Here is a 24,384-nt window from a genome sequence, read left to right as displayed (position 1 = left end):
TCGAAATTGTCCGGCGGGGTCAAACATCCACGTCAAAAGGCCGCCCAGAGGCGGCCTTTTTTTAATGTTTGGAGCCATTTCTTTGGGCTACGTTTTCTCTTTCGAAACGACCAGGGGCCAGATTTCGTCCACATGTTCCACGTACCGGACCTTGATCTTGCGCAGCAGGTCGGCGGGGACTTCCTGCAAGTCTTTCTTGTTCTGGGCCGGAATCAGCACGACTTTCAGACCGTGGGCCACGGCGGCGAGGATTTTTTCCTTGATCCCGCCCACGGGCATCACCCGCCCGCGCAGGGTGATCTCCCCGGTCATGGCCAGATCGTTCCTGGCCGGTGTGTTGGTCAGGGCCGAGAACAGGGCCGTGACCAGGGTGACGCCGGCGGACGGACCGTCCTTGGGCGTTGCTCCGGCCGGAACGTGGATGTGGATGTCGTTCTTTTCAGCGAAATCCGGGTCCAGCCCCAGGGTTCCGGCCCGGTTGCGGGCAATGCTCAACGCGGCCTGGGCGCTTTCCTTCATCACGTCGCCCAGCTGTCCGGTCAGAATCAGCTTGCCCTTGCCGGGCATGGTGGAAACCTCCACGTGCAGCACCTCGCCGCCCACCGGGGTCCAGGCCAAGCCCAGGGCCACGCCGGGATAGAGTTCCTTGTCCTTTTCATTCTCCAGAAACCGGGCGACTCCCAAGAGTTTGTTCAGCATCCTGGCCGTGACCGTGAACGATCCGGATTCGCCCTCGGCCACCTTGCGGGCCAGCTTGCGGCAGACCGAGCCCAGCTCCCGCTCCAGGTTCCGCAATCCGGCCTCCCGGGTGTATTCGCGGATCATCTTGCTGAGGATCTGGTCGGAGATGACCACGTCTTCGGGTTTGAGGCCGTTTTCCTTGATCTGCCTGGGAAGCAGGTAGCGCCTGGCGATCTTGATCTTCTCGGCCTCGGTGTATCCGGGGATGCGGATCACCTCCATCCGGTCCAGCAGGGCCGAGGGGATGGTGTCCAGGACGTTGGCCGTGCAGATGAACATGACCTTGGACAAATCGAACGGTACGTTCAGGTAGTGATCGCTGAAGGTGGAGTTCTGCTCCGGGTCCAGGACTTCCAGCAAGGCCGATGACGGGTCGCCGCGAAAGTCCGTGCCCACTTTGTCCACCTCGTCCAGCATGATCACCGGATTGCGGGTCCCGGCCTGCTTGATGCTCTGGACGATCCGTCCGGGCATGGAGCCGATGTAGGTCCGGCGGTGGCCGCGGATTTCGGCCTCGTCCCGAATGCCGCCCAGGGACATGCGCACGAACTTACGGCCCAGGGAACTGGCGATGGACCGCCCCAGGGAGGTCTTGCCCACGCCGGGAGGGCCGACAAAGCACAAAATCGGCCCCTTCATGTCCGGGTTGAGCTTGCGTACGCTCAGGTATTCCAAAATGCGGTCCTTGACCTTGTCCAGGCCGTAGTGGTCGTCGTCCAGGACGGTCTTGGCCTTTTGAATGATCAACTGGTCCTTGGACAGCTTTTTCCAGGGCAATTCCACGAGCCAGTCCAGATACGTCCGGATCACCGTGGCTTCCGAGGACTCCGGATGCATGGACTCCAGCCGCTTGAGCTGCTTGTCCGCCTCCTTGCGCACCTCCTTGGGCAATCCGGCCTTTTTCAGGGCCGTGCGCAGTTCTTCAATATCCTCTTCCCCTTCCGCGGAGTCGCCCAACTCCTTGCGAATGGCCTTGAGCTGCTCGCGCAGGAAAAATTCCCGCTGGGCTTTGTCCATGCCCTCCTTGGCCATGCTCTGTATCTTGGCCTGCATCTCCGCGACCTCGGCCTCCTTGATCAACTGCTTGTTGACCAGGGCCAGGCGTTGAACCGGGTCCTCGCAGGCCAGGATTTCCTGAGCGTCTTCGATCTTCATTCGCAGATTGGAGGCAATCAGGTCCGCCAGTCGGCCCGGTTCCTCCACGCTGTTCAGCACGGCCAACACGTCCGGAGAGGCGATGCCGCGCAGGGAGAGAATCTTCTCGCTCTGCTCCCTGGCCGTGCGGACCATGGCCTCCAGTTGCGGCGATGGCTCGCGGACCTCATCCTCCTCAATGGGCTCGATCTCCACCATGTGGAACGGATCGTTCTGCACGTAACCGGTGATCCGGGCCCGGGTCACGCCCTGAACCAGCACCTTCAAGCGACCGTCGGGCATCTTGAGCATGCGCATGATCGTGGCCAGGGTGCCCACGGAGTGAACTTCCTCCGGCCCGGGGTCGTCGGTCTTCTCCTCTTTCTGGGTGGAAATCAGAATATGCCGGTTGCTGTTCAGGGCCGCGTCCACCGCGTTGATGGATCGCTCCCGGCCCACAAACAGCGGCAGGATCATGTAATTAAAAACGACCACGTCTCGCACCGGCAATAGCGGAACGTGCTTGGGCATCTCCTGCCCCACACTGCCTCCGTCTCGATCCTCGGATTCGGAAACGGGCTCCACTTCGGACCCGTGCTTCACATGCGCTTCCTGCTCTTCGGAATCGCCGACGACGTCCAATTGGTGTTTTTCGTTTTTCGTACTCATATTCGCAACATACTCCTTATGAAAATCGTATCGTTACATTCAATCCAGCGTAGCGTCACGGCCATAGCCACGGCCATCACCACGTCAATCTTCAAGTCAATTTTCGGACCGCCGTGTTCTTACACCGTTGGGGCGATGTGAAAGCCCTCCGGGGTTGGCTCTTCCTCCGGGACGTCCGAGACCGCGACGTCGTCCACCCGGCTGAAGGACGGTCCTTGCCAGAGCAGTTTCTCCAGTTCCCGCAACGCCGCTTCATCGCCCCGGGCCAGAACCTCCACCCGTCCGTCCCGGAGATTGCGCACCCAACCGCTGAGTTCCAAACGCTGGGCTTGGCTCCGGGTCCAGCCTCGAAAATATACCCCCTGGACCCGTCCACGTACATGGGCATGCAAGATGTTCACCGGTTCGTCCTCGCCGAGCGGCTCACAGCAGCCCCTGGGCTTGAAAGCTGAAATAGTCGTGATCCGTGACCACTATATGGTCTAAAACGCGAATGTCCATCTCCTGAGCCGCGCGTTGCATCTTTTTGGTCAACTCCTGGTCCTGGGCCGAAGGCTTCGGATCTCCGCCGGGATGATTGTGAACCAGGATCAGCCCACTGGCCTGGTGCTGCAGAACCAAGCGCAGGATTTCCCGGGGATAGACCGGAGTCTGATCCACGGTACCCTGGCTGACCCGTTGCCAGTGAACCAGCCGGTTCTTGTTGTCCACCAGGGCCACCCAGAACTGCTCGGTCCGCTCCCGGCCAAGCCGGGCGATGGCGAAGTCCGCCACGATGCGGGGATGGCTGAACACTTCCCGGTCCTGGATCAAGCCTTCCTGGACCCGACTCCAAAACTCGCGCCAGACGCTCAGCAACACGTTCACGCTGGGGCTCATCCCCTGAACGTCCGCCAAGTCCTCTGGAGCGGCATGAAACAGTCCGCGCAGCGATCCGCACCGGGCCAGCAACGCCTTGGCCAGCTCCTTGGTGTCCCTCCGGGGCAAGGCGTAACCAAGCAGCAACTCCAGGACTTCATAGTCCGCCAAGCCCTGGGAACTCCTGGCAAGGCGATCTTTCAGTCGTTTTCGGTGTCCAATGTAGTGTTTATCCATGGCATATAGGCATGAATGGAGGGTGTGGCAACAAAAAAGGCCTCGTTGAACCGGAAAACGCCTTATAAATGCAAAAAAAGCAACAACAAACCGTCTCGTATCAGCAAAGCCCGAGAAAGCAAACTGGACTCGGGGCGGGCTTCACGGTTGATTGATGAAATTCCCAACGGGATAGAATCTGACCGTCACCGTGCTCGTGCTTGTGAAGGAGGCGGTTATGAGGCGGAGCAAAAGGATCGAGGGTCCGACTCAAGGGTGTGAGCCGGGGCGCTGAGAGAGGCTGGAGACGAGGTATTCCAGGATTTGGTCGGCTTGTTTGCGGCCGGATTTCAGATCGGATTCGGCTTGAAAGACCAGGTCGATGACCCGGGCGATGCCTTGCTCGCCCAACTGTGCGGCCAAACGTTTCTTTTCGCCCTTGATGTAGGGGGGCAGGTTGACGGCGCTGTCCTCGCCGGCGTTGAGCAGCCAGAGAATGCGCATCTCCCGTTGCAGCAGCCCCAGCACGGGCATCAGCATTCCAGAGTTGCTGATTTCCCGGTCCAGCAGCACGGTTTGCCAAACGTCCAGGTTGGCCGAGGATTGAAGCATCCCCCGGAGAAAGGCGAAGTTGTCCAGGGAGGTCGGTTCGCCGAACAGCCCCAGGTCCGAGGCTTCCACACGCCGCCGCTCGCCCAGGGCCAGCTCCAGTTTTTGCAGCTCGTTGCCGAACCGGGCCCCGTCCAGCGGCAACAACCCGGCCAGGGTCTCTTCCACGGACGGCGCGAACCCGACCCCTCGCCGCTTGGCCCAGGCCTTCAATTCGTTGCGCAGGGTCTGGGGCGTCATACCCGGCGACTCCCAGACCCATTGCCTTTTCCGGGCCGCCTTGAAATAGGGCTGCTTGGCCAGAACTGCCGGCACAGCCGGTTCCCTGCCCTTCCACTCCCCTTCCAGGCAGAAAAAGACCCACAAGTCCGGCTTGCCCTTACGCAAAAGCGGCTCCAGATCGGACCAGACCTTGACCGTCAGGACGTTGGCCCGCCGCAAAACCAAAACCCGGCCCTGACCCAGCAAGCTGAGCAGACCGGGCATGGACAGGGTGGTCCAGAAGCCCGATTCCAACGGCTCGTCAGCCCAATGCGTCGTCCGGCTCCACTCCCCACACCCGGCGGCCTGAACCCTGGCATGAATCTCCCGCTGGATCATCCAGGGGTCCGGACAGACGCAGAAAAAAAATGGAGGGCGGGACATGGCGTGGGTCACCAAGACGATCAGGAGGCTCTGACGAGCCTACAGAGTCGCGAAAACTGAGCCGTCAATCACTTCTTCGTGACGATGCTCAGCAGCTTGCCGGGGACGAAGACCATTTTGGCCACTTCGCGACCGGCCAGGTGTTTCTGAATGTTCTCGTTGGCCAGGGCTTGGGGTTGGACGTCTTCGGCCGCGGCGTCGGCGGGCACGGTGAGCTTGGAGCGGACCTTGCCGTCCACCTGGACCACGATGGTCACTTCGTCCCGGACCAGGGCCTGGGGGTCGTGGGTCGGCCAGGCTTGGCCGGAGAGCAGGTCCGCGTGCCCGACACGCTGCCAGAGTTCCTCGCACAAATGCGGCGTGACCGGCGAGAGCACGGCCAGGGTGGAAGCCACGGCCGAGGACAGCACGCGCCGCCCCGGCTCTGTTTTCCGCAGTACGTCCTTGGTCTGGTACAGGGTGTTCACCAGTTCCATGACCGCGGCGATGGCCGTGTTGAACTGAAACCGATCCGCGATGTCCCCGGCCACCTTGACCACGGTGGCGTGCTCCTTGCGGCGCAGGGTCGCGGCCTCGGGCGCTCCCGCGGCTTGGACGTCCTCGTCGGTAGCCGAGCAGGGCACTGCGGCCAGGAGGTCCCCTTCCAGGTCCATCACCAGCCGCCACAGCCGATGGGTGAACCGCTGGGCGCCCTCGATCCCGGAGTCGCTCCAGTCCAGATCGCGTTCCGCCGGAGCGGCGAAGAGCAGAAACAGACGCACCGCGTCCGCGCCGTACCGCGCGGTCATTTCATCCGGGGAAACCACGTTGCCCTTGCTCTTGCTCATCTTGGCCCCGTCCTTGAGCACCATGCCCTGGGCCAAAAGCGCCTTGAACGGCTCGTCCATCCGGATATAGCCAAGGTCGCGCAGGGCTTTGACCCAGAACCGGGCATAGAGCAGGTGCAGGATGGCGTGCTCCACCCCACCGATGTACTGGTCCACCGGGCACCAGTAGTCCAGATCCTCGGCCCGAAATGCCTGGCCGTGTTCCCAGGGCGCGGTGTAGCGAAGAAAGTACCAGGAACTCTCGACAAAGGTGTCCATGGTGTCCGTTTCCCGCCGGGCCGGACCGCCGCACTGCGGGCAGACCGTGTTCACGAAGTCCGTTGCGTCGGGCAGCGGGGAACGTCCATCCGGGCGGACCTGCAAGTCCAGGGGCAATTCCACGGGCAGATTTTCCTCTCGTTCCGGAACCACGCCGCAGGCGTCGCAGTACATCACCGGAATAGGCGCGCCCCAATAGCGCTGACGGCTGATGTTCCAATCCCGCAGACGGTAGTTCACGGCCCGCTTGCCCATCTTATCGCGTTCCAAATGATCGGCGATGGCGATCTTGGCCTGCTCGTTGTCCAGGCCGGTAAAGTCCCCGGAGTTGATCAGCGTCCCGGGCTCGGGCCGGGCCGCGTCCATGGTCGCGCCGTCCAGAGAAGATTCCCCGTGGGGCAGGATCACCGGCAGAACCTCCAGGCCGTACTTGCGAGCGAATTCGAAGTCGCGCTGGTCATGGGCCGGGACGGCCATCACCGCGCCGGTGCCGTAGCCCATGAGCACGAAGTTGGCCACCCAGATGGGCATGGGTTGCCCGGTGAAAGGGTTCAGGCAGTACCTACCGGTAAACACGCCCTCTTTTTCCAGATCCTCGGCCCCCCGGACCACCTTGTCCATGTTCCGAACCCGGTCGCAAAACGCGCGGACCTCGGCTTCTTGCGGCGTCCCGGCAATCAGCTCTTCCACCAGCGGATGCTCCGCGGCCAGGCTCATGAACGTGGCTCCGAACACCGTGTCCTGCCGGGTGGTGAACACCCGGACTGAGGCCGTCCCGTCCGAAGCGGGCTGTTCAAGAGGAAAAACGATCTCCGCGCCGATGGACTTGCCGATCCAGTTGCGCTGCATGCTCACCACGCGCTCCGGCCATCCGCCCTCCAACTCGTCCAGGTCCCGCAGCAATTCCTCGGCATAATCCGTAATCCGCAAGAACCACTGGGTCAGTTCCTTCTGGACCACCTGGGTATCGCAGCGCCAGCACAGGCCGTCCTCCACCTGCTCGTTGGCCAGCACCGTGTTACAGGAGTCGCACCAGTTCTGAGGCGCCTTGTGTCGGTAAGCCAGTCCTTTTTCCAGAAACTTGAGAAAAAAAAGCTGTTCCCAGCGATAGTAATTCGGCAGGCAGGTGGTCACCTCCCGCCGCCAGTCCAGGGAATAGCCCATGCGTTGCAGCTGGACGCGCATGGTGTCGATGTTCTCCATGGTCCACTTGGCCGGATGCACTCCGTGCTTGATGGCCGCGTTCTCCGCGGGCAGACCGAAGGCGTCCCAACCCATGGGGTGCAGAACGTTGAACCCCTGCATCCGCTTCAAACGGGCCACGGCGTCGCCGATGGAATACACACGGGCGTGACCAATATGAATCCGCCCCGAAGGATAGGGAAACATCTCCAGCACGTAGTACTTGGGACGAGAGGCGTCGCGTTCCGAATGAAACGCGCCCTGGTCCTCCCAGATGCGCTGCCATTTGACTTCCACCGTTTGCGGATCATACCGCTCCATCACCTTGTCCATATCCATCTCCCGTCTATTGTAGTGCATCCATGGCTTACAAATGGAAGTAAGCGATTCAAGCGGTGAAGTCGCCTTTTCTCAAATACCGGCAGAGTCGTTCAAGCAGTGTGACATGAAGATGTTGTCCAACGCTGCCGAGTACGCCACTCGCCTTGTTAATGGAGATGACATTCAAAAAACCGAGCCGAACTACGGATGATGTCACCAGACCAGTTTGCGCGAATTCCGGACTTTCTCGCGCCAGGATAGCGTCGAAACGCGGTATAGCTTGGTGCATTTGAGAACTGATTCCACAGATGAGCAAATCACCAAATTTTGGCATTCTCCTCAATACAAGCGCTGGTCGTCTTTTATTCAGGTTGTCGGCTTGGCCCATGGCCACCAGGATGATATCGCCTTCTTTCATGGTTGAAACGCAGGATTGACGGTCTTGAGCATTGCGTCGGTGTACTCTGGTTCATCATCGCCATATGCGTACTCAAGGCAGGACAGGGAAAAATTCTCACGATCCTGATTTTCCGAATCAGGATACGACACATTCACAGGAATCGCTCCTTCCCCGCAACACAACGCATCCGCATCGTCGATATTCTCAAAAACGACAATCATGTTGTGGCGGCCGGACAGTGGCGGCATATGCTCTATATGCACATGCCCGTTCTCGTAAACTGCACGCATCGCAAACATCTTCGCTCCATTCCACTTTGATTTTTGCTGAACTCAAGTACAATTATCCCAGATTGAGCGAGTCATCATCCCAACCATTACCGTTTTCCGAACAAGGCTCCGTCCAGATCGTGCTCTGTGGCGAACCGGAGATGCGTGAACCGGGACTCCCAGTGGCGAACCGCTTGATAGACCAACCGGCGATGCTCACCCACGGCCAGATAGACCACAACGTCCGCCTGCAAATCACCGTGGTAGGTGCTCCAGAACGGTTCCCCCCAGCGCAGCAAGGCTCGATCCGTCGACAGGTCCAAGGTCCGTGCCAAGGATTCCACATCCAGACACCAGGGGTTCCAGGCCAGAACCACCAATTGCGACGCCATGCCCCTGGCCCAGTTTTCGACGTTTACAAGGTCCGGAGCGTACCAGGACAGGAGCCAGCGCGTCCGCCCAAGCGGATCGGGGGCGATTTCGACGTCGGCCAGCATGAACGAGACAGAGGATGCATCGCCGGGCAGGACGCGGACATGGCGAGCATGGTCGGGACAGCGGTCAGAACTGCTTACGAATCCCAAACTCACCATGGCTCACCGCCTTGGCCACGGCGTCGAGAATGCCGTTCACGAAAGGAAAGGACTGGTCATCCGCGAACTCCTTGCTCAACTCCACGGCTTCGTTGATGCTCACCCGCAATGGGATCTCCGGTTCGTACAGCAATTCGTAAACGCCCAGCCGGAGAATGCTCAGTTCGGCCTTGGCGATCCGCTCGATCTTCCAGTGCTTGGAAAAACGCCGGATCAGCGCGTCGATCTCGTCCAGCCGACCGAAAACGCCGGTCACCAAGCCTAGGCCGAATTCCTGATCCTCTGGAAGCGGCGTCAGTGATATCGTCTCTTTGGACGATCCGGCCCCGGCCTTTCCGACCTCACCCGGTCCGCTTCCTTCGTCGGACTCGTCGTCGTCCACGGGCAGGGCCCAAAACGCCCGCCGAATCTGCTCCGCATTTTCAAATTTCTGAAAACTCAGGGCAAAGACGCACTGCAAGGCCCGCCTGCGGGCCGCTCGTCGGTGTACTTTCGGGGTTTCCATGGTTTCTCGTTGATCCTCTTAGGGAGTTGGCTGGTCTCAACTTACCGTTTTTGCCTCGCCCGTATTGCATGCTCCGCAAGAGTGGGCAGGAGGCATGTCGAAGAGTGGGACAGGCATCTTGCCTGCACCACCCAATTTATAACGGTAATTCAGCGACAGTCATATCCCTTATCAGGCCAGATAAATCAGACCTGTTCCAGGACGCGAATCATTTCCAGGGCCGCGGCCGCGGCGTCCACGCCCTTGTTGCCGGCCTTGCTGCCGGCCCGTTCCACGGCCTGCTCCAGGGTGTCCGTGGTCAGGACGCCGAAGCCCACGGGGACCCCGGTGTCCAGCATCACCTGGGCCAGGCCCTTGGAAACCTCGGCCGAGACATAGTCGAAATGCGGGGTGGCTCCGCGGATCACCGCGCCCAGGCAGACGACGCCGTGAAAGCGTTTCGTCTCCGCCAGTCGCTTGGCTGCCAGGGGCATTTCATAGGCCCCGGGAATCCGGACCAGCGTGATGTCGCTCTTGGCCGCGCCGTGCCGAACCAGGTAGTCAACGGCTCCTCCCACGAGGCGGTCCACGATGAAGTCGTTGAACCGGCTGGCCAGAATCGCGAAACGCAGCCCGGTGGCGTCCAGACGGCCTTCAATGGTTTCAAGATGATGCATGGGCCTTCTCCTTGTCAGCTTTGAAATCCAGCATGTGTCCCATTTTTTCCTTCTTTGTCAGCAGATACTGCAAGTTCTGCTCGCAGGCCTGGACTTCCACCGGAACCCGTCCGGCAACTTCCAAACCGTAGCCCTCCAGGCCGACGATCTTTTTGGGATTGTTGGTCATCAACCGCATCTTGCTCACGCCCAGGTCCACGAGAATCTGCGCGCCGACCCCGTAGTCCCGCAGGTCCGGGGCAAAGCCCAAGTCCACGTTGGCTTCCACGGTGTCCCGGCCGCTGTCCTGGAGGCAGTAGGCCTTGATCTTATTGGCCAGACCGATGCCGCGGCCTTCCTGGCGCATGTACAGAATCACTCCGTTGCCTTCCTCGGCGATGATCCGCATGGCCGCCTGAAGCTGGGGGCCGCAATCGCAGCGCAGGGAGCCGAAGACGTCCCCGGTCAGACACTGGCTGTGCACCCGGACCAGGACCGGTTCTTCCGGATTAATTTCGCCCTTGACCAAGGCCAAGTGGACACTGTTGTCCAAGTCGCTTTCATAGGCAAAAACCCGAAAGTCTCCTCCGTTGCAGGTGGGCAGATTGGCCTCGCCTACCCGGCGCACGGACAGGGAGTCGTGCTTCATCCGGTAGCGGATCAGATCGGCGATGGACGCGATCTTCATGTCGTGCTTGGCCGCGAATTCCTCCAGATCGGGCATCCGGGCCATGTTGCCGTCGTCGCGCATGATCTCGCAGATCACCGCCGCGGATTTCATGCCGGCCAGACGGGCCAAGTCCACGCTGCCCTCGGTCTGCCCGGCCCGGACAAGCACCCCGCCCTTCTTGGCCCGTAACGGAAAAACGTGTCCCGGGGAGACGATGTCCTCGGCCTTGGCGTCGTCGGCCACGGCGGTCAGAATCGTGGTGGCCCGGTCATAAGCCGAAATCCCCGTTGACACTCCGGCACGGGCCTCTATGGACACGGTGAAGGCCGTGCCGAACCGCGATTCGTTTCGGGAAGCCATCATAGGCAGGTCCAGCTTTTCCACCAACTCCGGCTCCATGGCCAGACAAATCAATCCCCGGCCGTGAATGGCCATGAAATTGATGATCTCCGGGGTCACGCTCTGAGCCGCGATGGTCAGATCGCCCTCGTTCTCCCTGTTCTCGTCGTCCACCAGAATGATCATCCGCCCCTGGCGGATGTCCTCGATGGCCTCTTCGATGCTGCACAGTGCCATATTCAGTTCCTCTTTCCTTCGCCGGTCGTTAAAAGCCGTGTTCGCGCAAAAACGCCTCGCTGATCCCGCCGCCTCCGGTCATGGTCGTCCCCGAGGGACGCGACGACGTTCCGGCCCAAGGGCCCAGCATGCGCTGCACGTATTTACCGATCAGGTCGGTTTCCATATTCACGTCCCGGCCCGGCCGCCATTCGGAAATGGTCGTGTTTTGCCAGGTCTCCGGGATGATGTTCACTTCCAGAAATCCTTCGCCGCACTGATTGACCGTCAGGCTGATCCCGTCCAGGGTTACCGAGCCCTTGATCACCACCAAAAGAGAAAACTCCTCGGGATAAAGCAACCGAAACCAGCGGGACTGGCCCACTTGGCGCGTTTCTCCGACCCGGGCCAGACAGTCCACGTGGCCGCTGACCAGGTGCCCGCCCAGCCGGTCGCCCATTGCCAGGGCCCGTTCCAGGTTGACCCGCATCCCGGTCCGCAGGCCGCCCAAGTTCGTCAGCCGCAAGGTCTCGGCCGAGGCGAACACGGAAAACCGGTCCGGGGCGAACGTCTCCACGGTCAGACAGACGCCGTTGATAGCGATGCTCTCTCCGCGAACGTAGTCTCGGATCGGAGACTCCGGGCCAATCTCCAGGCGGGTTTCCCGATTGCCGCTTCCCTCGCCCTGGCGGCCCGTGACGCCCAGAACCTTGCCCGGTCCTTGAATCAGGCCGGTGAACATCCGCCCTCCTCACATGAAGCGTCTTGACCATGATCCAGTGTCGGTTCCGGACGCAGCACCAGCCGAAAATCTCCGTCAAGCTCTTGAACCCGACTGGTCCGCCAGGACCACGCATCGGCCATTCGCGGAACCTCGGCCCCGGACAGCACAGGCACGGCCCGGGCGTCGCCCAGGGTCTTGGGTGCCAGAAACAACCACCATTCTCCCACGAGGCCGGCGGTGATCAAATGCTGAGCCAAGCCCCCCCCGCCCTCGCACAGCACGTCCATCACGCCCAACTCGGAGCGCAGCCGGATCAGACAGGACTCCAGATCAACACGGTCGCCGGTTCCGGCTCCCCAGACACGTGCCCCAAGGGCGCGCAGCCGTTCAGCCGCCGTGCTTTGCGCCGCGGCCTCGGTGGTCCAGAAAATGGTTTCCCCAGGGCGCTCGCGCAACAGAAAAAAGTTTGTCGTGTTTGGCAGATTGGAGCCCACTACGATGGCCAGGGGTTGGGTTCGCGGGTCCGCCGGTTGGCCCGACGGACGGTCAGGCGGTCGGTTCGGCGGTCGATCAGCTTCGGAGAGCCGACAGGTCAGCCGGGGGTCATCCGCCCGGAACGTGCCCGCCCCGACCATCACGGCTCCGACCCGTTCCCGCAGAGCGTGGACCTTTTCCCGGGACCGGGCGTTGCTGATCCACTGAGAATCTCCGGAACGGGTGGCGATCCGACCGTCCAGGGTGCAGGCCAGCTTGAGATACAGGTAGGGAAGTGGTGAGTCGATCCAGGTCCGGAAGTCCGCGATCAGGTCCCGGCAAGCCTGCTCAGCCACGCCGACGACCACCTGGACTCCGTTGTCCCGCAAAGAATCGATGCCGCCCCCGATCACCCTTGGATTGGGGTCCGCCGTACCCACCACGACCCGCCTGATGCCGGCTTGAAGAATGGCCTGGGTGCAGGGAGGAGTACGCCCGGTATGATTGCAGGGTTCCAAGGTCACCCACAGGATGCACGCTTGAGGATTGATCCCTTGCCGCGCGGCGTCTTGCAAGACGTCCACCTCGGCATGGGGCAGCCCCGGTCCGCGATGATACCCCTGGGCCACGATCCGGCCGTCTTGGGTCAGCACCGCGCCGACACACGGATTGGGCGCGGTCCGGCCCTTGCCCCGCTCGGCCAGGGCCGCGGCCTGGAGCATGATTTTCTCGGCATCGTCAGGGAGAACAAAGCTGTTCAAAGCGCACTCCTGCCTCACGCAGCATGTTCACGGCCAAATCGTCGGGGTACCCCTGTTCGAAGAAGATCGCCTCGACGCCGCAGTTGATCAACATTTTGGTGCAGATCAGACACGGTTGGGTGGTGCAGTAAATCTGCGCGCCCTCCAGCCGAACCCCGTGGGTGGCGGCCTGGATAATTACGTTCTGCTCGGCGTGCAGGCCCCGGCACAGCTCATGCCGCTGGCCAGAGGGAATCCCCATCTGTTCCCGCAAACAGCCGATATCCAGGCAGTGTTCCAGCCCGGCCGGAGCGCCGTTGTATCCCGTAGCCAGGATCCGCTTGCCCTGCACGGCCAACGCCCCGACCTTGCGCCGCAGACAGGTGGATCGTTCGGCCACCAGTTTGGCGATACCCATGAAGTATTCCGGCCACGGCAGTCGCATCAGACGGTGTTTTCCTTGAAGATTTTCAAGATAAAGACAATATCCGAAAAAAAATGGATCAACTACCGATTTACCCAGCGAACAACGGAAACTGAGACGCGAAGGTCTGCACCTCGGCCTCGATCCGCTGCAGTTCCGTGTCGTTGTCGCGCTGATCCAGGGCCTTCACGATCCACTCCACGACGCGGACCATGTGTTCTTCGGTCATGCCCCGCGTGGTCAGGGCCGGGGTGCCCAGGCGAATTCCGGAGGTCACGAACGGAGAGCGGGTCTCGAAGGGGACCGTATTCTTGTTCACCGTAATCCCGGCCTTGTCCAGGGCGATCTCGGCATCCTTGCCCGTGATGTCCTTGTTGGTCAGGTCCATGAGCATCAGGTGGTTGTCCGTGCCCCCGGAAACCAGGGCGAATCCGGCGTCGGTCAGAGCCTTGGCCATGGCCTGGGCGTTCTTGATCACCTGTTGCTGGTACGTGGCGAACTCGGGGCGCAGGGCTTCGCCGAAGGCCACGGCCTTGGAGGCGATCACGTGCATCAACGGGCCGCCCTGAATTCCGGGAAAAATTTGGGAGTTCAAAAGCTTGCCGAACTCGTCCGTGGACAGGATCATCCCGCCGCGCGGTCCGCGCAATGTCTTGTGCGTTGTTGTGGTGATGAAGTGAGCGCTGCCCACGGGCGAAGGATGCAGGTCCGCGGCGATCAGTCCGGCGATATGCGCCATGTCCACCATCAACTTGGCTCCAACCTCGTCGGCGATTTCCCGGAATTTTGGAAAATCGATCACCCGGGAATAGGCGCTGGCCCCGGCCACGATAACCTTGGGTCGGTGCTCCCGAGCCATGGTCCGGACTTGGTCGTAATCAATGGTCCCGGTTTCCTTGCTGACGCCATAAAAAACCACCTTGTACAACTTGCCGGAAAAATTCACCGGGCTGCCGTGGGTCAGGTGCCCGCCATGGGACAGGTCCATGCCCAGGATCACGTCCCCGGGCTGCAACGCCCCGAAATAAACCGCCATGTTGGCCTGAGAGCCGGAATGGGGTTGGACGTTGGCGTATTCAACCTTGAACAGTTGCTTGGCCCGCTCCTGAGCCAGCGTCTCGGCCATGTCCACGTATTCGCAGCCGCCGTAATAGCGCTTGCCCGGATACCCCTCGGCGTACTTGTGGGTCAGCACGCTGCCCATGGTCATGCGCACGGCCGGCGAGGTGAAATTTTCCGAGGCGATCAGTTCCAGCTTGTGCAGTTGCCGCAGTTCTTCCAGGCGCACAGCTTCGGCGATTTCCGGGTCGTGGCGGCGAAGTTCGTCAAGGTTCATGGCAGTTCTCCGAGGATTGAATTGGCGATGGCGTCCTCCAGACTTCACGGAAAGCCGGGAGGATGCGCGAACGAAGGGGGGCGGGTGGGAATGCGAATCGAATCCGCCCACCCGCCGCTTCAACTAACCGTCCCAGCGCTTGTACAGAATAGTGGCGTTGGTCCCGCCGAAACCGAAGGAATTGCAGAGTACGTATCGAATGTCGGCCTTTCTGGAGCCGTCGGAGACGTAGTCCAGATCGCATTCGGGATCCGGCTCGACCATGTTGATGGTCCCGGGAATCATGCCGTGGCGCAGAGTCAGGACCGAAAAAACGCTCTCCACCCCGCCGGCGGCGCCAAGCAGATGGCCGATCATGGACTTGTTGCCGGTGATGGCGATGGAAGCCGCATGCTTGCCGAAAACCTTCTTGATGGCCCGGGTCTCGGTGATGTCGTTGAGCTTGGTGGAGGTGCCGTGGGCGTTGATGTGGTCCACTTCCTCCGGAGCGATCCCGGCTTCGTCCAGGGCGGCCCGCATGGCCAGGGACATGCCGGAGCCGTCCTCGTCCGGGGCGGTGATATGAAAGGCGTCGCCCGAAGCGCCGTAACCCACCACCTCGGCCAGAATTTTCGCCCCACGGGCCTGGGCGTGTTCCAGGGTTTCCAGGAGCAGCAGGCCGCAGCCCTCGCCCATGACGAATCCGTCGCGATTGTTTTCAAAAGGCCTCGAAGCCAGTTGCGGTTCGTCGTTGCGGGTGGACAGGGCCTTGAGGGCGTTGAACCCGGCCATGGCCAAGGGCGTCAGGCAGGCTTCGGTCCCGCCGCAGATGGCAGCGTCCGCCCGGCCCAGCAGCAGTTCGGAAAAGGCCGTGCCGATGGAATGCAGCCCCGAGGCGCAGGCCGAAGTGGTGACCAGATTGTTGCCTTTGGCCCCGGTAAAAATGGACACCTGCCCGGCAGCCATGTTGGCTATCAGGGACGGAATGAAGAACGGAGAAATTTTCCGCGGCCCGCTTTTGAGCATGGTGGTCTGGGAGCGCTCCAGGGCGTCCAGCCCGCCGATGCCGCATCCGATGATCGCCGCGGTGCGGTGGGCCCGGTCCTCGGGGATGGTCCAGTCGGCGTCCTCCAGGAGCATCTTGGCGGCGGCCACGGCGAACTGCGCAAACAGTTCCATCCGGCGGGTCTGTTTGACCGGCATGTATTTCTCCGGCTCAAACCCTTTGACCTCCCCGGCGATCTTGGTTGCGTGATCCGTGGCGTCGAAGCGGGTCAACGGGGCGATACCCGACTCCCCTTTGATCAACCTTTCCCAACTGGTCCGTGCGTCCACGCCCAAGGGCGTGACCGCCGAAAGACCGGTGACGACTACTCTCTTTCTGGACATGCTTCCACCTTGATTTGTCCGGCTGACGGGAAAAAAACGAGCGCCCCGTGATCGTGCCGAAGCGGATCACAAGACGCCCGAAACATCTGCAGGCTGCCTCGGAGAACCGGATCAGGCCACCTTGGACTGAATGTAGGCCAACGCGTCCTTGACCTTGGTCATTTTCTGAGCGTCTTCATCATCGATTTCAACGCCGAACTCCTCTTCCATGGCCATGATCAGTTCCGTCAGGTCCAGAGAGTCCGCGCCCAGGTCGTCGACAAAGGCTGCGTCCGGAGTCACTTGATCGGCGGAAACGCCGAGCTGATCGACGATGATTTTTTTGACCTTTTCTTCCATTGACATAATTGTTCTCCTCTCATCTGAAAAAAGTAAGTGGTTTGTTTGCTTCTTCCGCACCGTACCGCGGAATACGGTCCATGACGAACGTCGTCCTCTACATGTACATGCCGCCCGTCACGCCGATCACCTGTCCGGTGATGTACCCGGCGCTCTCGGACGCCAAAAAAGCAACGGTGTCGGCAATCTCCTCGGCTTGGCCGAAGCGGCGCATGGGAATCCGTTCCATGTAGACGTTTTGTATCTCTTCGGACAGGCCCGAGGTCATGTCCGTATCGATGAACCCGGGAGCAACGGCATTGACCGTGATCCCCCGCGAGGCCAACTCCTGGGCCGCGGACTTGGTCAGCCCGATCAGGCCGGCCTTGGACGCCGCGTAGTTGGCCTGCCCGGCGTTGCCCATCTGGCCGACCACCGAAGAGATGTTGATGATCCGTCCATAGCGCTGGCGAATCATGAGTTTGGCCGCCTCCTGGAGGCAGACGAAGCTTCCGGTCAGGTTGACGCGCAGAACCGCTTCCCAATCCGCCGGTTTCATCCGAATGATCAGGTTGTCCTTGGTCATCCCGGCGTTGTTCACCAGTACTTCCAGGCGAACCTTGTCCTTGACGTGCTCCTGAAAAAAAGCGGAAACCGCCTGAGCATCCCCCACGTCCAACCGAAACGCCTCGGCCTTGCCGCCGTGGGATTCGATGGCCCCCTGGACGGCCTCGGCCAATTCCGGCTTGCTGACATAGGTCAGGTAGACCTGATATCCGTCCTGGGCCAGCCGCAAAGCCGCGGCCCGGCCAATCCCCCTGGAGGCCCCGGTGACCAGGGCGGTCTTGATCAATTCGCTCATGTCGTCAGTCCCGTCGTCTTGATATTCGAATCAGTATTGCAACAATGCCGCGGCCCAGTTCAGTCCGCCGCCGAAGGCCGTCAACATAACTTTGCTTCCCGGGGGAATCAATGCCTTTTCCCGGGCTTCGGCCAGGGCGAGGGGAATGGAGGCCGCCGAGGTGTTGCCGTATTTTTCGATGTTCACGAACACCTTGTCCATAGGAACGTCCAATCGACCGGCCAGGGACTCGATGATCCGGATGTTGGCCTGGTGCGGAACGACCAGGTCGATGTCCGAAGGGGTCAGTCCGTTTTTTTCCAGTATCCGTTGACAGATGGCGGCCATGGAACGCACGGCGTGCTTGAAGATCTCCCGGCCCTGCATCTGAACGAAAAAATCCTCGGACACGGTCTGGCCGAGCTTCATCGGAGTCGCCGACCCGCCGCCGCGAACCACCAACAGATCACTAAGCGACCCATCGCCGTCCAAGAGCACGTCCAGCACCTCCGCGCCGCCCGGGGAAGGCTTGCCCGTGACCACAGCCGCTCCGGCTCCGTCGCCGAACAGAACGCAGGTTCCGCGATCCTCCCAGTTCAGTCGGGAGGAAACCACTTCGCTGCCGACCACGAGGACCACGGCTTCGGGGTGTAGGGCGACAAAGGCCCGCGCGGTCTCCAAGGCGAACAGAAAACCGGTGCAGGCCGCCGATACGTCCATGGCCATGCCCCGGGGAATGCCCAGCTTTTCACGCAGGATGTACGCCGTGGAGGGAATGTAGGCGTCCGGAGAAAAGGTGGCCACCAGGACGTGGGTCACGTCCCGCGCGGAAATCTTGGCGTCCTCCAGAGCCCGCTTGGCGGCTTCGACGCCCAGCATGGAACAGGATTGTCCGGGCTCGGCGATCCGTCGCTCCTTGATTCCCGTCCGGCTGACGATCCATTCATCGTTGGTGTCCACCAACCCTTGCAGGTCGATGTTGGTCACCACCTGTTCAGGAACAAAGGCTCCGGTTCCGATAATATGTGCCGACATAGTCACGACCGCGCGCTGATGCGCGAAAAAAGTGAGAGGTAAGAAGACACGGAAAAAATGATCACGGCTGAAACCGTCCGGAAGGATCTACAAAGGCCTTCAATTGACCACGCCGGGAGCTTGCCTGAACTCGTGCTCCGAGCCTTGGCGCACCGTGAAGCCTTCGGCCGACGGCTGTCCCGACGGCTGTTCTGGGGCCTGCTCCGAGGTCTGCTCCAAGGACTTCTCAGGCACTCGGCTCAAAAGGCCCTGCCCGTTGCTCGACGACAAGGTTGTACCAGCCCGACTGAGCTGAACGATATCCCGATTCGCGGCCAGTTCTTGCGACAGATGGTCGTTGGAACGATTCCGCACGAAGGTCGCGGCCATGTGGATCGCGCTGCTCAAGGCCTTGGGGTTGGAAGCGCCGTGACAGACGATGCCGATGCCCTTCAGACCCAGCAGGGGAGCCCCGCCGTATTCGGCGTAGTCGATGCGCCGGGAAAAACGCCGCAAGGCCCCCTTGGCGAACAGACACCCGCATTTGGACCAAAAACCGGCCATGAGTTCCCGCTTCAGCAACCGGCCAAGAGAAACGGCCAAGCCTTCGCTCAACTTCAAGACCACGTTGCCCACGAACCCGTCGCAGACCACCACGTCCACGTCTCCGGTGAACACGTCCCGGCCCTCGACGTTGCCCTTGAAGTTCAGGGAGGATTTGCGCAGCAGATCAAAGGCCAGCTTGACCTGGGAATTGCCCTTGCCCTCTTCCTCGCCGATGCTCATCAGGCCGACCCGCGGCTTGGGCACCCCCAGCACGGACCTGGCCAGAACATCGGCCATCAAGGCGAACTGCAAGAGGTTGTGCGGCTTGCAGTCCACGTTGGCGCCCACGTCGATGAGCACCATGGGCTTTTTTTCCGTAGGCAGGATTCCGGCCAGGGCCGGTCGATCAATGCCGTCGATCCTGCCCAGAATGAACATGCCGCAAGCCAAGGTCGCTCCGGAATTTCCAGCGCTGACCACCCCGTCGGCCCGACCTTCCTTGACCAGCCGGAAAGCGACCTGCACCGAGCTGTTTTTTTTGCGGCGCAGGGCGTCCGAAGGCTTGTCCTGCATCTCGATGACCTGCTCGGCGTGCACCACCTCCACGTCGGCGTCCGTCGCCTTCGCGGCGGCCAGTTCCGCGCGGATATCCGGCTCACGACCCACCAGGATCACCCGGATGTCTTGCGTACGCAGCGCGTCCAGCGCACCGCGGATCACGACCGAGGGACCGAAATCGCCCCCCATGGCGTCCACGGCGATGCAGGGCTTATTTTGCGGCATCCGGCTCTTGGACGGCGATACGTTTCACACCCTTATAGGAGCCGCAAGCGGAACAGATCCGATGGGACAGCGCCAACTCGCCGCACTCGCAGTAAATGGGATTGGGGATGGCGACGACGTCGTGGGACCGACGCATGCCGCGCTTGGAACGAGAAGTTTTCTTCTTGGGAAGTGCCATGGAGGGTATCCTTGAAATGAATTAGGGGGTTATGGTTTATGAACTAAGGGTTTACGAAAGTTTCATGGAGCGAAACGCGGCAAGGCGAGGGTCGCTCCCAGAGGCGGCGCACCGACATTCGTCGAGATTCCTGTTCGCCCCGCATTCGGCGCAGATCCCGCGACACAAAACCGTACACAACGGCTTCTCCGGCAGGGCCAACTGGAACTGCTCCCAAAGGAATCCGGCCACGTCCAGGTAGTGCAGGCCATCCTTGGCCACCACCCACCAAACGTCGTTTGGGGCATCGCTCCGGGAGACGCCGCCGGGATAGGCCTCGAATTCGTGAAACTCGGCCGTCACGGGATAGGTGAATTCCTCGACGCATCGATCACAAGACAGAAGCAGCGAACCGCGCAGTGTTCCTTCCACCGTGCAACCGTCAGCGTGCGGGACGACGCGGATCACCGCTGAAAACGGTTCGGCAATCCGATACGGCAGATGAAACTCCGCGATGGGGTCGGCCCAAATGCGTTGTCCATCAAAAGAAAACTCCCGGCCGTCGACCGGGAGATTCGTGGTCTCGACAAGCAGTTCAATCATCTCTCTCTCCCAAAAGGGGCTTCGTATCTCTTCCCTGGTCCGCATGTCAAGAAATCTCTTGCCAAAGAAACCAAGTCCGGCTAATACGTTCGATTCCGTTTTCGCGAATGCGCAGCGTCCGCGGCATGCTCCCCTGCACACAGCAAGGGAGCCACCGAGCGCCCCATTCAAATAAGAGAAGAGCGACAGGAACGGAAGCCGCGGCGCCGCATGTCGCCCTTCCTTCGATTCAACGTCCATCATGCGCTTCAGCTCCGCACCGAGCACATGGAGACGAGCACATGTCAACCTTTTGAGGAGTACGAATATGTCCCAAGTATGCGACATCTGCGGGAAACGTCCCCACACCGGAAACAGTGTCAGCCACGCCAACAACAAAACCAAGCGGCGTTTTATGCCCAACCTGCAGCAGGTCCGGACGCAAATGCCCAGCGGCGAAACCCGTCGCCTGAAGGTCTGCACCCGGTGCATCCGTTCCGATGCAGTGGTCAAGCCCGTTGCGCGGCAAGCAGCCGAAGCGTAATCTAATCGACGAACACTAAGACGTAAAAGGGCGACCCTGAGGGTCGCCCTTTTACGTCGCGTAGCGTTTTTTCAAGGCCACATCCGCGGCCTGATTACAAACCAGCTCCCTCTTGCTCCGCCCTGGCCAATCTCCGAAGCACGCGGTCCTTCCCCAGGACTTCCATAATTTCATAAATCCCCGGACTTTTCGTCTTTCCGGTCAGCGCCACCCGCAAGGGCTGAGCCAAAACCTTGAACGCCACGCCCTGGTCTTCTAGATAGTTCTTGAACAGCGCCTCCAACTCCTGTTGCCCGAAGCTCGACGCCCCGGACAACAACTCGCGCAATCGACCGAAATGCTCCCTGGCCTCGGGCGTCAAAAACTTGTTCACAGCGGCCTGATCCATGGGCAAGGCCTCGTCCTCCACCACGAAAAATTCCGCCATTTCCGCCATTTCGACCATGGTCCCGGCCCGGGGCCGCAACAACGGAACAATGGAGCGCAAATACGCTTCGTCCGCTCCATCCAGGCCGCGCCCTGCCAGATGGTCGGTCAGATGGTCGGCCAAAAGAGCCGCCACCCGGTCCTCCGGTTCGCTCTTGATGTAGTGGTTGTTCAGCCAGAGCAGCTTGCTCTGATCAAAGACGCAGGCCGCGGACCCCAGATGATCCAGGCTGAAGTGCTCCAGCAGCTCTTCCAGGCTGAAAATTTCCTGATCCCCGTGGGACCAGCCCAGCCGGACCAGGTAGTTGACCATGGCCTCGGGCAGATAGCCCATGTCCCGGTAGGCCGTCACCGACGTGGCTCCGTGGCGTTTGCTCAGCTTTTTCTTGTCCGGCCCCAGGATCATGGGCACATGGGCGAACAGCGGCAGGTCACGGCCCAGGGCTTCGTACAGCAGGACCTGCTTGGGCGTGTTGCTTAAGTGGTCGTCGCCGCGGATGATGTGGGTCATGCCCATGGTCACGTCGTCCACCACCACGGCCAGGTTGTAGGTCGGCATGCCGTCAACCCGACGCAGGACCATGTCGTCCAACTGGGTGTTGGGCACCGCCACCGGCCCCTTGACCAAGTCCCGAAACCGGGTTTCCCCGTCCGTGGGCGTCTTGAACCGGACCACCCGACCCGGCCCGGCCTCCAATCCCTTATTCCGACACCGACCGTCGTACTTGGGCACCGCCCCGACGGCCCGGGCCGCGACGCGCATGGCCTCCACCTCTTCCGGAGTACAGGAACAGAAATAAGCGTGCCCGGCCTCCAACAACTGGTCAATATGCTGGTTGTACAAATCCACCCGTTGGCTCTGAAAGTACGGCCCTTCGTCCCAATCCAGCCCCAACCAGCGCATCCCGTCCAGAATGCCCTGGGTCATCTCTTCGGCGGATCTGGCCACGTCCGTGTCCTCGATCCGCAAAATGAACTTCCCGCCGTTCTTGCGCGCCCAAAGCCAGTTGAACAAAGCCGTGCGGGCCCCGCCCACATGGAGATGCCCGGTGGGGCTGGGCGGAAATCGCGTGATAATCTGGGTCATTGCCTGCTCCTTGTGAAAGTAAAAGCGGGCCGAAGCCCGCCGAAAATCCGGTTCTTCCGGTAGCCCGTTAAGCCGCCTGAACCGACGTGATCTCAGGCAGTTCCTTCAGGATAGTCTTTTCAACCGCATTTTTCAGCGTTACCTGCGACATGGGGCACCCTTTGCAGGCCCCCGTAAGGCGCACCGTGACCACGCCGTCCGTCGAGACGTCCACAAGCTCCACGTCTCCCCCGTCTCGTTGCAAATGCGGTCTGATCGTCTCCAGCACCGCCTGGACCTTTTCCCGCATCACGCTCTCCTTTTCTCCGCCCAGGGGCGGGCAAGTCGTCAACAAACTAGAAAAGATAGCGGTTGAACCCCAACCCGTCAAACTTACAAGGCCGACGCTCGCAGCAGTGCATCGACCCTCTCACGATGATGAATTGACGTTCCCCCGCCTTATCGTTTATTAACGATAAAGCAATTCGGGGAGCCTCATGACCGACGTTCAGATCATTGCCCAATGTTGCAAAGCCCTGGGCCACCCGGCCCGAGTGACCATCCTGCTCCACCTGTTGCAAGCAGACCGGTGCGTTTGCGGCGAACTCGTGAACATCCTCCCCTTGGCTCAATCCACGGTAAGCCAGCACCTGAAGCTGCTTAAGGACGCCGGGCTGATCCAGGGGGAAATCGACGGGCCACGCATTTGCTACTGCGTGGACAAATCACGCCTGACTCTGTTCAAGAACCTCATCGCCAAGCTGGAAGCGTCATGAAACCATTACATCCCTTTCCCATGGCCCCGCCCTTGCCCGCTACCCCGACTCCGGGTCTTTCCCCCGCCACCGGGCCAAGCCCCGATTCAGGCGCCGCACCGTGCTGAGGCCCGCCTCCGGCCCCCGGTGCGGGGGCCGACGATCTGCCGGGCTATCGCATCGAACCCTATGTGGACGGGTTCATCACCACCCCGCCGGGGCGCGTTCCCCGCGTCAGAACGTGTCCAACATTGTGGGACCGCCTCGGCGACTGCCGGGCCCGGTTGGGACTGGATCGCAACAACTATACCGTCAATCCGGGGCTCTACGCCGTCGGCGACCCGTCCCCAGACGACCCGGTCGTGGTCACGGCCAACTACAAGCTGACCTTCGACACGGTCCGTTTCGCCCTGCGCGGTCGGAACGTCTGGTTGCTGGTGACGGATACCCGGGGCATCAACGTCTGGTGCGCCGGCGGCAAAGGGTCCTTCAACGCCGAAGCCGTCGCCCTCCAGGTGCGCAAGGCCGACCTGGACCGCGTCGTGGCCCATCGCCGCCTGATTCTGCCCCAACTGGCCGCCAACGGCGTCCGGCTCCGGGACGTGCGCAAGGCCACGGGCTTCGAAACCGTTTTGGGGCCGATTCGGGCCGAGGATCTGCCGCGGTTTCTGGACCAGGGCCCTGACGAGGCCATGCGGGAAGTCACCTTTACCTTTAGGGAACGGCTTGCCGTGGTACCCGTTGAGCTGGTCCTGGGCTGGAAAATGATTCTCGCGGTCCTGGCCGCGGCGGCGGTGCTGGGCCTCATTGGGACGGAGTTTGCCCCTGGGGCCGTTTTCCAGCGCTGGGCCGTAGCCGCGACGGCCACCCTTTTCGGCCTGCTGGGCGGAACGGTGGCCTTTCCGTTGCTGCTGCCCCGGCTGCCCACCCGCCTCTTTTCCCTGGCCGGAGCCGGCCTGGGACTGATCCCGGCCCTGGCCCTGCCGTTGCTCTTCCCGACTCCGGCCTGGCCCGTCCTGGCGGGAGCGGGGTTGTGGACCATGACCCTGTCTGCCTGGACGGCCCTGAACTTCACCGGCTCCACGCCCTACACGTCGCCCTCCGGCGTGGAAAAGGAAATGCGGGCGGCCATCCCCATCCTCGCCGGGTCCACTGTGGTGTCCGTGATCTGCTTTATCTGGGGAAACCTTCAGTGAGGA

At 61.3% G+C, this 24,384-nt stretch carries 27 protein-coding genes; 3 read left to right on the top strand and 24 right to left on the bottom strand.

The window, feature by feature from the left end; translation table 11 throughout:
- Positions 1 to 87: 87 nt before the first annotated feature.
- The 22 genes from lon to AC559A_RS05670 all read right to left on the bottom strand — a co-directional run bounded on the left by lon (position 88) and on the right by AC559A_RS05670 (position 20,415).
- A complete protein-coding gene (lon, locus tag AC559A_RS05775) occupies positions 88 to 2,544 on the bottom strand; it encodes an endopeptidase La (protein ID WP_498816733.1) in 2,457 nt (818 codons plus the stop codon).
- A gap of 119 nt (positions 2,545 to 2,663) precedes the next feature.
- Positions 2,664 to 2,945, bottom strand: a complete 282-nt coding sequence (locus AC559A_RS05770) for an acylphosphatase (protein WP_498816731.1) — start codon at positions 2,943 to 2,945, stop codon at positions 2,664 to 2,666.
- Positions 2,946 to 2,967: 22 nt separating this feature from the next.
- Positions 2,968 to 3,639 carry a RadC family protein gene (gene radC, locus AC559A_RS05765; protein ID WP_498816730.1) on the bottom strand — a complete coding sequence of 224 codons (672 nt, stop codon included), beginning with the start codon at positions 3,637 to 3,639 and terminating at the stop codon, positions 2,968 to 2,970.
- Positions 3,640 to 3,888: 249 nt separating this feature from the next.
- Positions 3,889 to 4,872 carry a DNA polymerase III subunit delta gene (locus AC559A_RS05760; protein ID WP_498816729.1) on the bottom strand — a complete coding sequence of 328 codons (984 nt, stop codon included), beginning with the start codon at positions 4,870 to 4,872 and terminating at the stop codon, positions 3,889 to 3,891.
- 68 nt (positions 4,873 to 4,940) lie between these two features.
- Entirely contained in the window at positions 4,941 to 7,460 is a 2,520-nt protein-coding gene (gene leuS / locus AC559A_RS05755; RefSeq protein ID WP_498816756.1) for a leucine--tRNA ligase, read from the bottom strand.
- A 67-nt stretch (positions 7,461 to 7,527) separates the two neighbouring features.
- A complete protein-coding gene (locus AC559A_RS05750; RefSeq protein ID WP_498816728.1) occupies positions 7,528 to 7,878 on the bottom strand; it encodes a type II toxin-antitoxin system PemK/MazF family toxin in 351 nt (116 codons plus the stop codon).
- Positions 7,875 to 8,159 (bottom strand): hypothetical protein, encoded by a 285-nt coding sequence (locus AC559A_RS05745; protein ID WP_498816726.1) that lies wholly within the window; start codon positions 8,157 to 8,159, stop codon positions 7,875 to 7,877. Before AC559A_RS05745 ends, AC559A_RS05750 begins: the two co-directional genes overlap by 4 nt.
- Before the next feature lie 77 nt (positions 8,160 to 8,236).
- Positions 8,237 to 8,722, bottom strand: coding sequence for a hypothetical protein (locus tag AC559A_RS05740; protein ID WP_498816724.1), 486 nt, complete (start codon positions 8,720 to 8,722; stop codon positions 8,237 to 8,239).
- A complete protein-coding gene (gene nusB / locus AC559A_RS05735; protein WP_498816723.1) occupies positions 8,691 to 9,227 on the bottom strand; it encodes a transcription antitermination factor NusB in 537 nt (178 codons plus the stop codon). The genes AC559A_RS05740 and nusB overlap by 32 nt, the downstream gene beginning before the upstream one ends.
- A gap of 185 nt (positions 9,228 to 9,412) precedes the next feature.
- Positions 9,413 to 9,883, bottom strand: a complete 471-nt coding sequence (gene ribH, locus AC559A_RS05730) for a 6,7-dimethyl-8-ribityllumazine synthase (RefSeq protein WP_028570989.1) — start codon at positions 9,881 to 9,883, stop codon at positions 9,413 to 9,415.
- Positions 9,870 to 11,108, bottom strand: a complete 1,239-nt coding sequence (locus AC559A_RS05725; RefSeq protein ID WP_028570988.1) for a bifunctional 3,4-dihydroxy-2-butanone-4-phosphate synthase/GTP cyclohydrolase II — start codon at positions 11,106 to 11,108, stop codon at positions 9,870 to 9,872. Before AC559A_RS05725 ends, ribH begins: the two co-directional genes overlap by 14 nt.
- A gap of 28 nt (positions 11,109 to 11,136) precedes the next feature.
- The gene (locus AC559A_RS05720) at positions 11,137 to 11,829 is read right to left on the bottom strand and encodes a riboflavin synthase (RefSeq protein WP_498816722.1); all 693 of its coding nucleotides are present in this window, start codon (positions 11,827 to 11,829) and stop codon (positions 11,137 to 11,139) included.
- Complete coding sequence (gene ribD / locus AC559A_RS05715) at positions 11,814 to 13,046, bottom strand: bifunctional diaminohydroxyphosphoribosylaminopyrimidine deaminase/5-amino-6-(5-phosphoribosylamino)uracil reductase RibD (protein ID WP_498816720.1); 1,233 nt, start codon at positions 13,044 to 13,046, stop codon at positions 11,814 to 11,816. Before ribD ends, AC559A_RS05720 begins: the two co-directional genes overlap by 16 nt.
- Positions 13,024 to 13,470 (bottom strand): deoxycytidylate deaminase, encoded by a 447-nt coding sequence (locus AC559A_RS05710; protein ID WP_035261146.1) that lies wholly within the window; start codon positions 13,468 to 13,470, stop codon positions 13,024 to 13,026. The genes ribD and AC559A_RS05710 overlap by 23 nt, the downstream gene beginning before the upstream one ends.
- A 70-nt stretch (positions 13,471 to 13,540) precedes the next feature.
- Positions 13,541 to 14,785: a serine hydroxymethyltransferase gene (gene glyA, locus AC559A_RS05705; RefSeq protein ID WP_498816718.1), complete on the bottom strand. Its 1,245-nt coding sequence runs from the start codon at positions 14,783 to 14,785 to the stop codon at positions 13,541 to 13,543.
- A gap of 123 nt (positions 14,786 to 14,908) precedes the next feature.
- Complete coding sequence (gene fabF / locus AC559A_RS05700) at positions 14,909 to 16,153, bottom strand: beta-ketoacyl-ACP synthase II (RefSeq protein ID WP_028570983.1); 1,245 nt, start codon at positions 16,151 to 16,153, stop codon at positions 14,909 to 14,911.
- Between the two features lie 111 nt (positions 16,154 to 16,264).
- Positions 16,265 to 16,498 (bottom strand): acyl carrier protein, encoded by a 234-nt coding sequence (gene acpP / locus AC559A_RS05695; RefSeq protein WP_028570982.1) that lies wholly within the window; start codon positions 16,496 to 16,498, stop codon positions 16,265 to 16,267.
- 91 nt (positions 16,499 to 16,589) lie between these two features.
- Positions 16,590 to 17,333 (bottom strand): 3-oxoacyl-[acyl-carrier-protein] reductase, encoded by a 744-nt coding sequence (gene fabG / locus AC559A_RS05690; protein ID WP_498816717.1) that lies wholly within the window; start codon positions 17,331 to 17,333, stop codon positions 16,590 to 16,592.
- A gap of 30 nt (positions 17,334 to 17,363) precedes the next feature.
- On the bottom strand, positions 17,364 to 18,347 hold the full coding sequence (locus AC559A_RS05685; protein ID WP_498816716.1) for a beta-ketoacyl-ACP synthase III: 984 nt from the start codon (positions 18,345 to 18,347) through the stop codon (positions 17,364 to 17,366).
- 99 nt (positions 18,348 to 18,446) lie between these two features.
- On the bottom strand, positions 18,447 to 19,655 hold the full coding sequence (gene plsX, locus AC559A_RS05680; protein ID WP_498816715.1) for a phosphate acyltransferase PlsX: 1,209 nt from the start codon (positions 19,653 to 19,655) through the stop codon (positions 18,447 to 18,449).
- On the bottom strand, positions 19,642 to 19,833 hold the full coding sequence (gene rpmF / locus AC559A_RS05675) for a 50S ribosomal protein L32 (RefSeq protein ID WP_028570979.1): 192 nt from the start codon (positions 19,831 to 19,833) through the stop codon (positions 19,642 to 19,644). Before rpmF ends, plsX begins: the two co-directional genes overlap by 14 nt.
- Before the next feature lie 51 nt (positions 19,834 to 19,884).
- Entirely contained in the window at positions 19,885 to 20,415 is a 531-nt protein-coding gene (locus AC559A_RS05670; protein ID WP_498816713.1) for a YceD family protein, read from the bottom strand.
- Between the two features lie 307 nt (positions 20,416 to 20,722).
- On the opposite strand from AC559A_RS05670, the gene rpmB reads away from it, so the two are divergent.
- Positions 20,723 to 20,938, top strand: a complete 216-nt coding sequence (rpmB, locus tag AC559A_RS05665; RefSeq protein ID WP_028570977.1) for a 50S ribosomal protein L28 — start codon at positions 20,723 to 20,725, stop codon at positions 20,936 to 20,938.
- Between the two features lie 94 nt (positions 20,939 to 21,032).
- Here rpmB and gltX read toward each other — a convergent pair whose 3' ends face one another.
- Positions 21,033 to 22,451 carry a glutamate--tRNA ligase gene (gene gltX / locus AC559A_RS05660; RefSeq protein ID WP_498816711.1) on the bottom strand — a complete coding sequence of 473 codons (1,419 nt, stop codon included), beginning with the start codon at positions 22,449 to 22,451 and terminating at the stop codon, positions 21,033 to 21,035.
- Between the two features lie 67 nt (positions 22,452 to 22,518).
- Entirely contained in the window at positions 22,519 to 22,740 is a 222-nt protein-coding gene (locus AC559A_RS05655) for a NifU family protein (protein ID WP_028570975.1), read from the bottom strand.
- 187 nt (positions 22,741 to 22,927) lie between these two features.
- Between AC559A_RS05655 and AC559A_RS05650 the strand changes: the two genes are divergently transcribed.
- Both AC559A_RS05650 and hgcA read left to right on the top strand, forming a co-directional pair.
- Entirely contained in the window at positions 22,928 to 23,206 is a 279-nt protein-coding gene (locus tag AC559A_RS05650) for an ArsR/SmtB family transcription factor (protein ID WP_498816710.1), read from the top strand.
- Positions 23,203 to 24,381 carry a mercury methylation corrinoid protein HgcA gene (hgcA, locus tag AC559A_RS05645; RefSeq protein ID WP_498816709.1) on the top strand — a complete coding sequence of 393 codons (1,179 nt, stop codon included), beginning with the start codon at positions 23,203 to 23,205 and terminating at the stop codon, positions 24,379 to 24,381. Before AC559A_RS05650 ends, hgcA begins: the two co-directional genes overlap by 4 nt.
- Positions 24,382 to 24,384: the final 3 nt, after the last annotated feature.

The sequence above is a fragment of the Desulfonatronum zhilinae genome, assembly GCF_900182865.1.
GTDB classification, from domain to species: Bacteria; Desulfobacterota; Desulfovibrionia; order Desulfovibrionales; family Desulfonatronaceae; genus Desulfonatronum; species Desulfonatronum lacustre.
This window is presented reverse-complemented; position numbering and strand designations above follow the sequence as displayed.

What these genes read in the sequence shown, in the direction of transcription:
- lon (WP_498816733.1), bottom strand. Translation starts at nt 2,544, where the DNA reads ATGAGTACGAAAAACGAAAAACACCAATTGGACGTCGTCGGCGATTCC.
- radC (WP_498816730.1), bottom strand. Translation starts at nt 3,639, where the DNA reads ATGGATAAACACTACATTGGACACCGAAAACGACTGAAAGATCGCCTT.
- AC559A_RS05760 (WP_498816729.1), bottom strand. Translation starts at nt 4,872, where the DNA reads ATGTCCCGCCCTCCATTTTTTTTCTGCGTCTGTCCGGACCCCTGGATG.
- leuS (WP_498816756.1), bottom strand. Translation starts at nt 7,460, where the DNA reads ATGGAGCGGTATGATCCGCAAACGGTGGAAGTCAAATGGCAGCGCATC.
- AC559A_RS05750 (WP_498816728.1), bottom strand. Translation starts at nt 7,878, where the DNA reads ATGAAAGAAGGCGATATCATCCTGGTGGCCATGGGCCAAGCCGACAAC.
- AC559A_RS05745 (WP_498816726.1), bottom strand. Translation starts at nt 8,159, where the DNA reads ATGTTTGCGATGCGTGCAGTTTACGAGAACGGGCATGTGCATATAGAG.
- AC559A_RS05740 (WP_498816724.1), bottom strand. Translation starts at nt 8,722, where the DNA reads ATGGTGAGTTTGGGATTCGTAAGCAGTTCTGACCGCTGTCCCGACCAT.
- nusB (WP_498816723.1), bottom strand. Translation starts at nt 9,227, where the DNA reads ATGGAAACCCCGAAAGTACACCGACGAGCGGCCCGCAGGCGGGCCTTG.
- ribH (WP_028570989.1), bottom strand. Translation starts at nt 9,883, where the DNA reads ATGCATCATCTTGAAACCATTGAAGGCCGTCTGGACGCCACCGGGCTG.
- AC559A_RS05725 (WP_028570988.1), bottom strand. Translation starts at nt 11,108, where the DNA reads ATGGCACTGTGCAGCATCGAAGAGGCCATCGAGGACATCCGCCAGGGG.
- AC559A_RS05720 (WP_498816722.1), bottom strand. Translation starts at nt 11,829, where the DNA reads ATGTTCACCGGCCTGATTCAAGGACCGGGCAAGGTTCTGGGCGTCACG.
- AC559A_RS05710 (WP_035261146.1), bottom strand. Translation starts at nt 13,470, where the DNA reads ATGCGACTGCCGTGGCCGGAATACTTCATGGGTATCGCCAAACTGGTG.
- glyA (WP_498816718.1), bottom strand. Translation starts at nt 14,785, where the DNA reads ATGAACCTTGACGAACTTCGCCGCCACGACCCGGAAATCGCCGAAGCT.
- fabF (WP_028570983.1), bottom strand. Translation starts at nt 16,153, where the DNA reads ATGTCCAGAAAGAGAGTAGTCGTCACCGGTCTTTCGGCGGTCACGCCC.
- acpP (WP_028570982.1), bottom strand. Translation starts at nt 16,498, where the DNA reads ATGTCAATGGAAGAAAAGGTCAAAAAAATCATCGTCGATCAGCTCGGC.
- fabG (WP_498816717.1), bottom strand. Translation starts at nt 17,333, where the DNA reads ATGAGCGAATTGATCAAGACCGCCCTGGTCACCGGGGCCTCCAGGGGG.
- AC559A_RS05685 (WP_498816716.1), bottom strand. Translation starts at nt 18,347, where the DNA reads ATGTCGGCACATATTATCGGAACCGGAGCCTTTGTTCCTGAACAGGTG.
- plsX (WP_498816715.1), bottom strand. Translation starts at nt 19,655, where the DNA reads ATGCCGCAAAATAAGCCCTGCATCGCCGTGGACGCCATGGGGGGCGAT.
- rpmF (WP_028570979.1), bottom strand. Translation starts at nt 19,833, where the DNA reads ATGGCACTTCCCAAGAAGAAAACTTCTCGTTCCAAGCGCGGCATGCGT.
- AC559A_RS05670 (WP_498816713.1), bottom strand. Translation starts at nt 20,415, where the DNA reads ATGATTGAACTGCTTGTCGAGACCACGAATCTCCCGGTCGACGGCCGG.
- rpmB (WP_028570977.1), top strand. Translation starts at nt 20,723, where the DNA reads ATGTCCCAAGTATGCGACATCTGCGGGAAACGTCCCCACACCGGAAAC.
- gltX (WP_498816711.1), bottom strand. Translation starts at nt 22,451, where the DNA reads ATGACCCAGATTATCACGCGATTTCCGCCCAGCCCCACCGGGCATCTC.
- AC559A_RS05655 (WP_028570975.1), bottom strand. Translation starts at nt 22,740, where the DNA reads ATGCGGGAAAAGGTCCAGGCGGTGCTGGAGACGATCAGACCGCATTTG.
- AC559A_RS05650 (WP_498816710.1), top strand. Translation starts at nt 22,928, where the DNA reads ATGACCGACGTTCAGATCATTGCCCAATGTTGCAAAGCCCTGGGCCAC.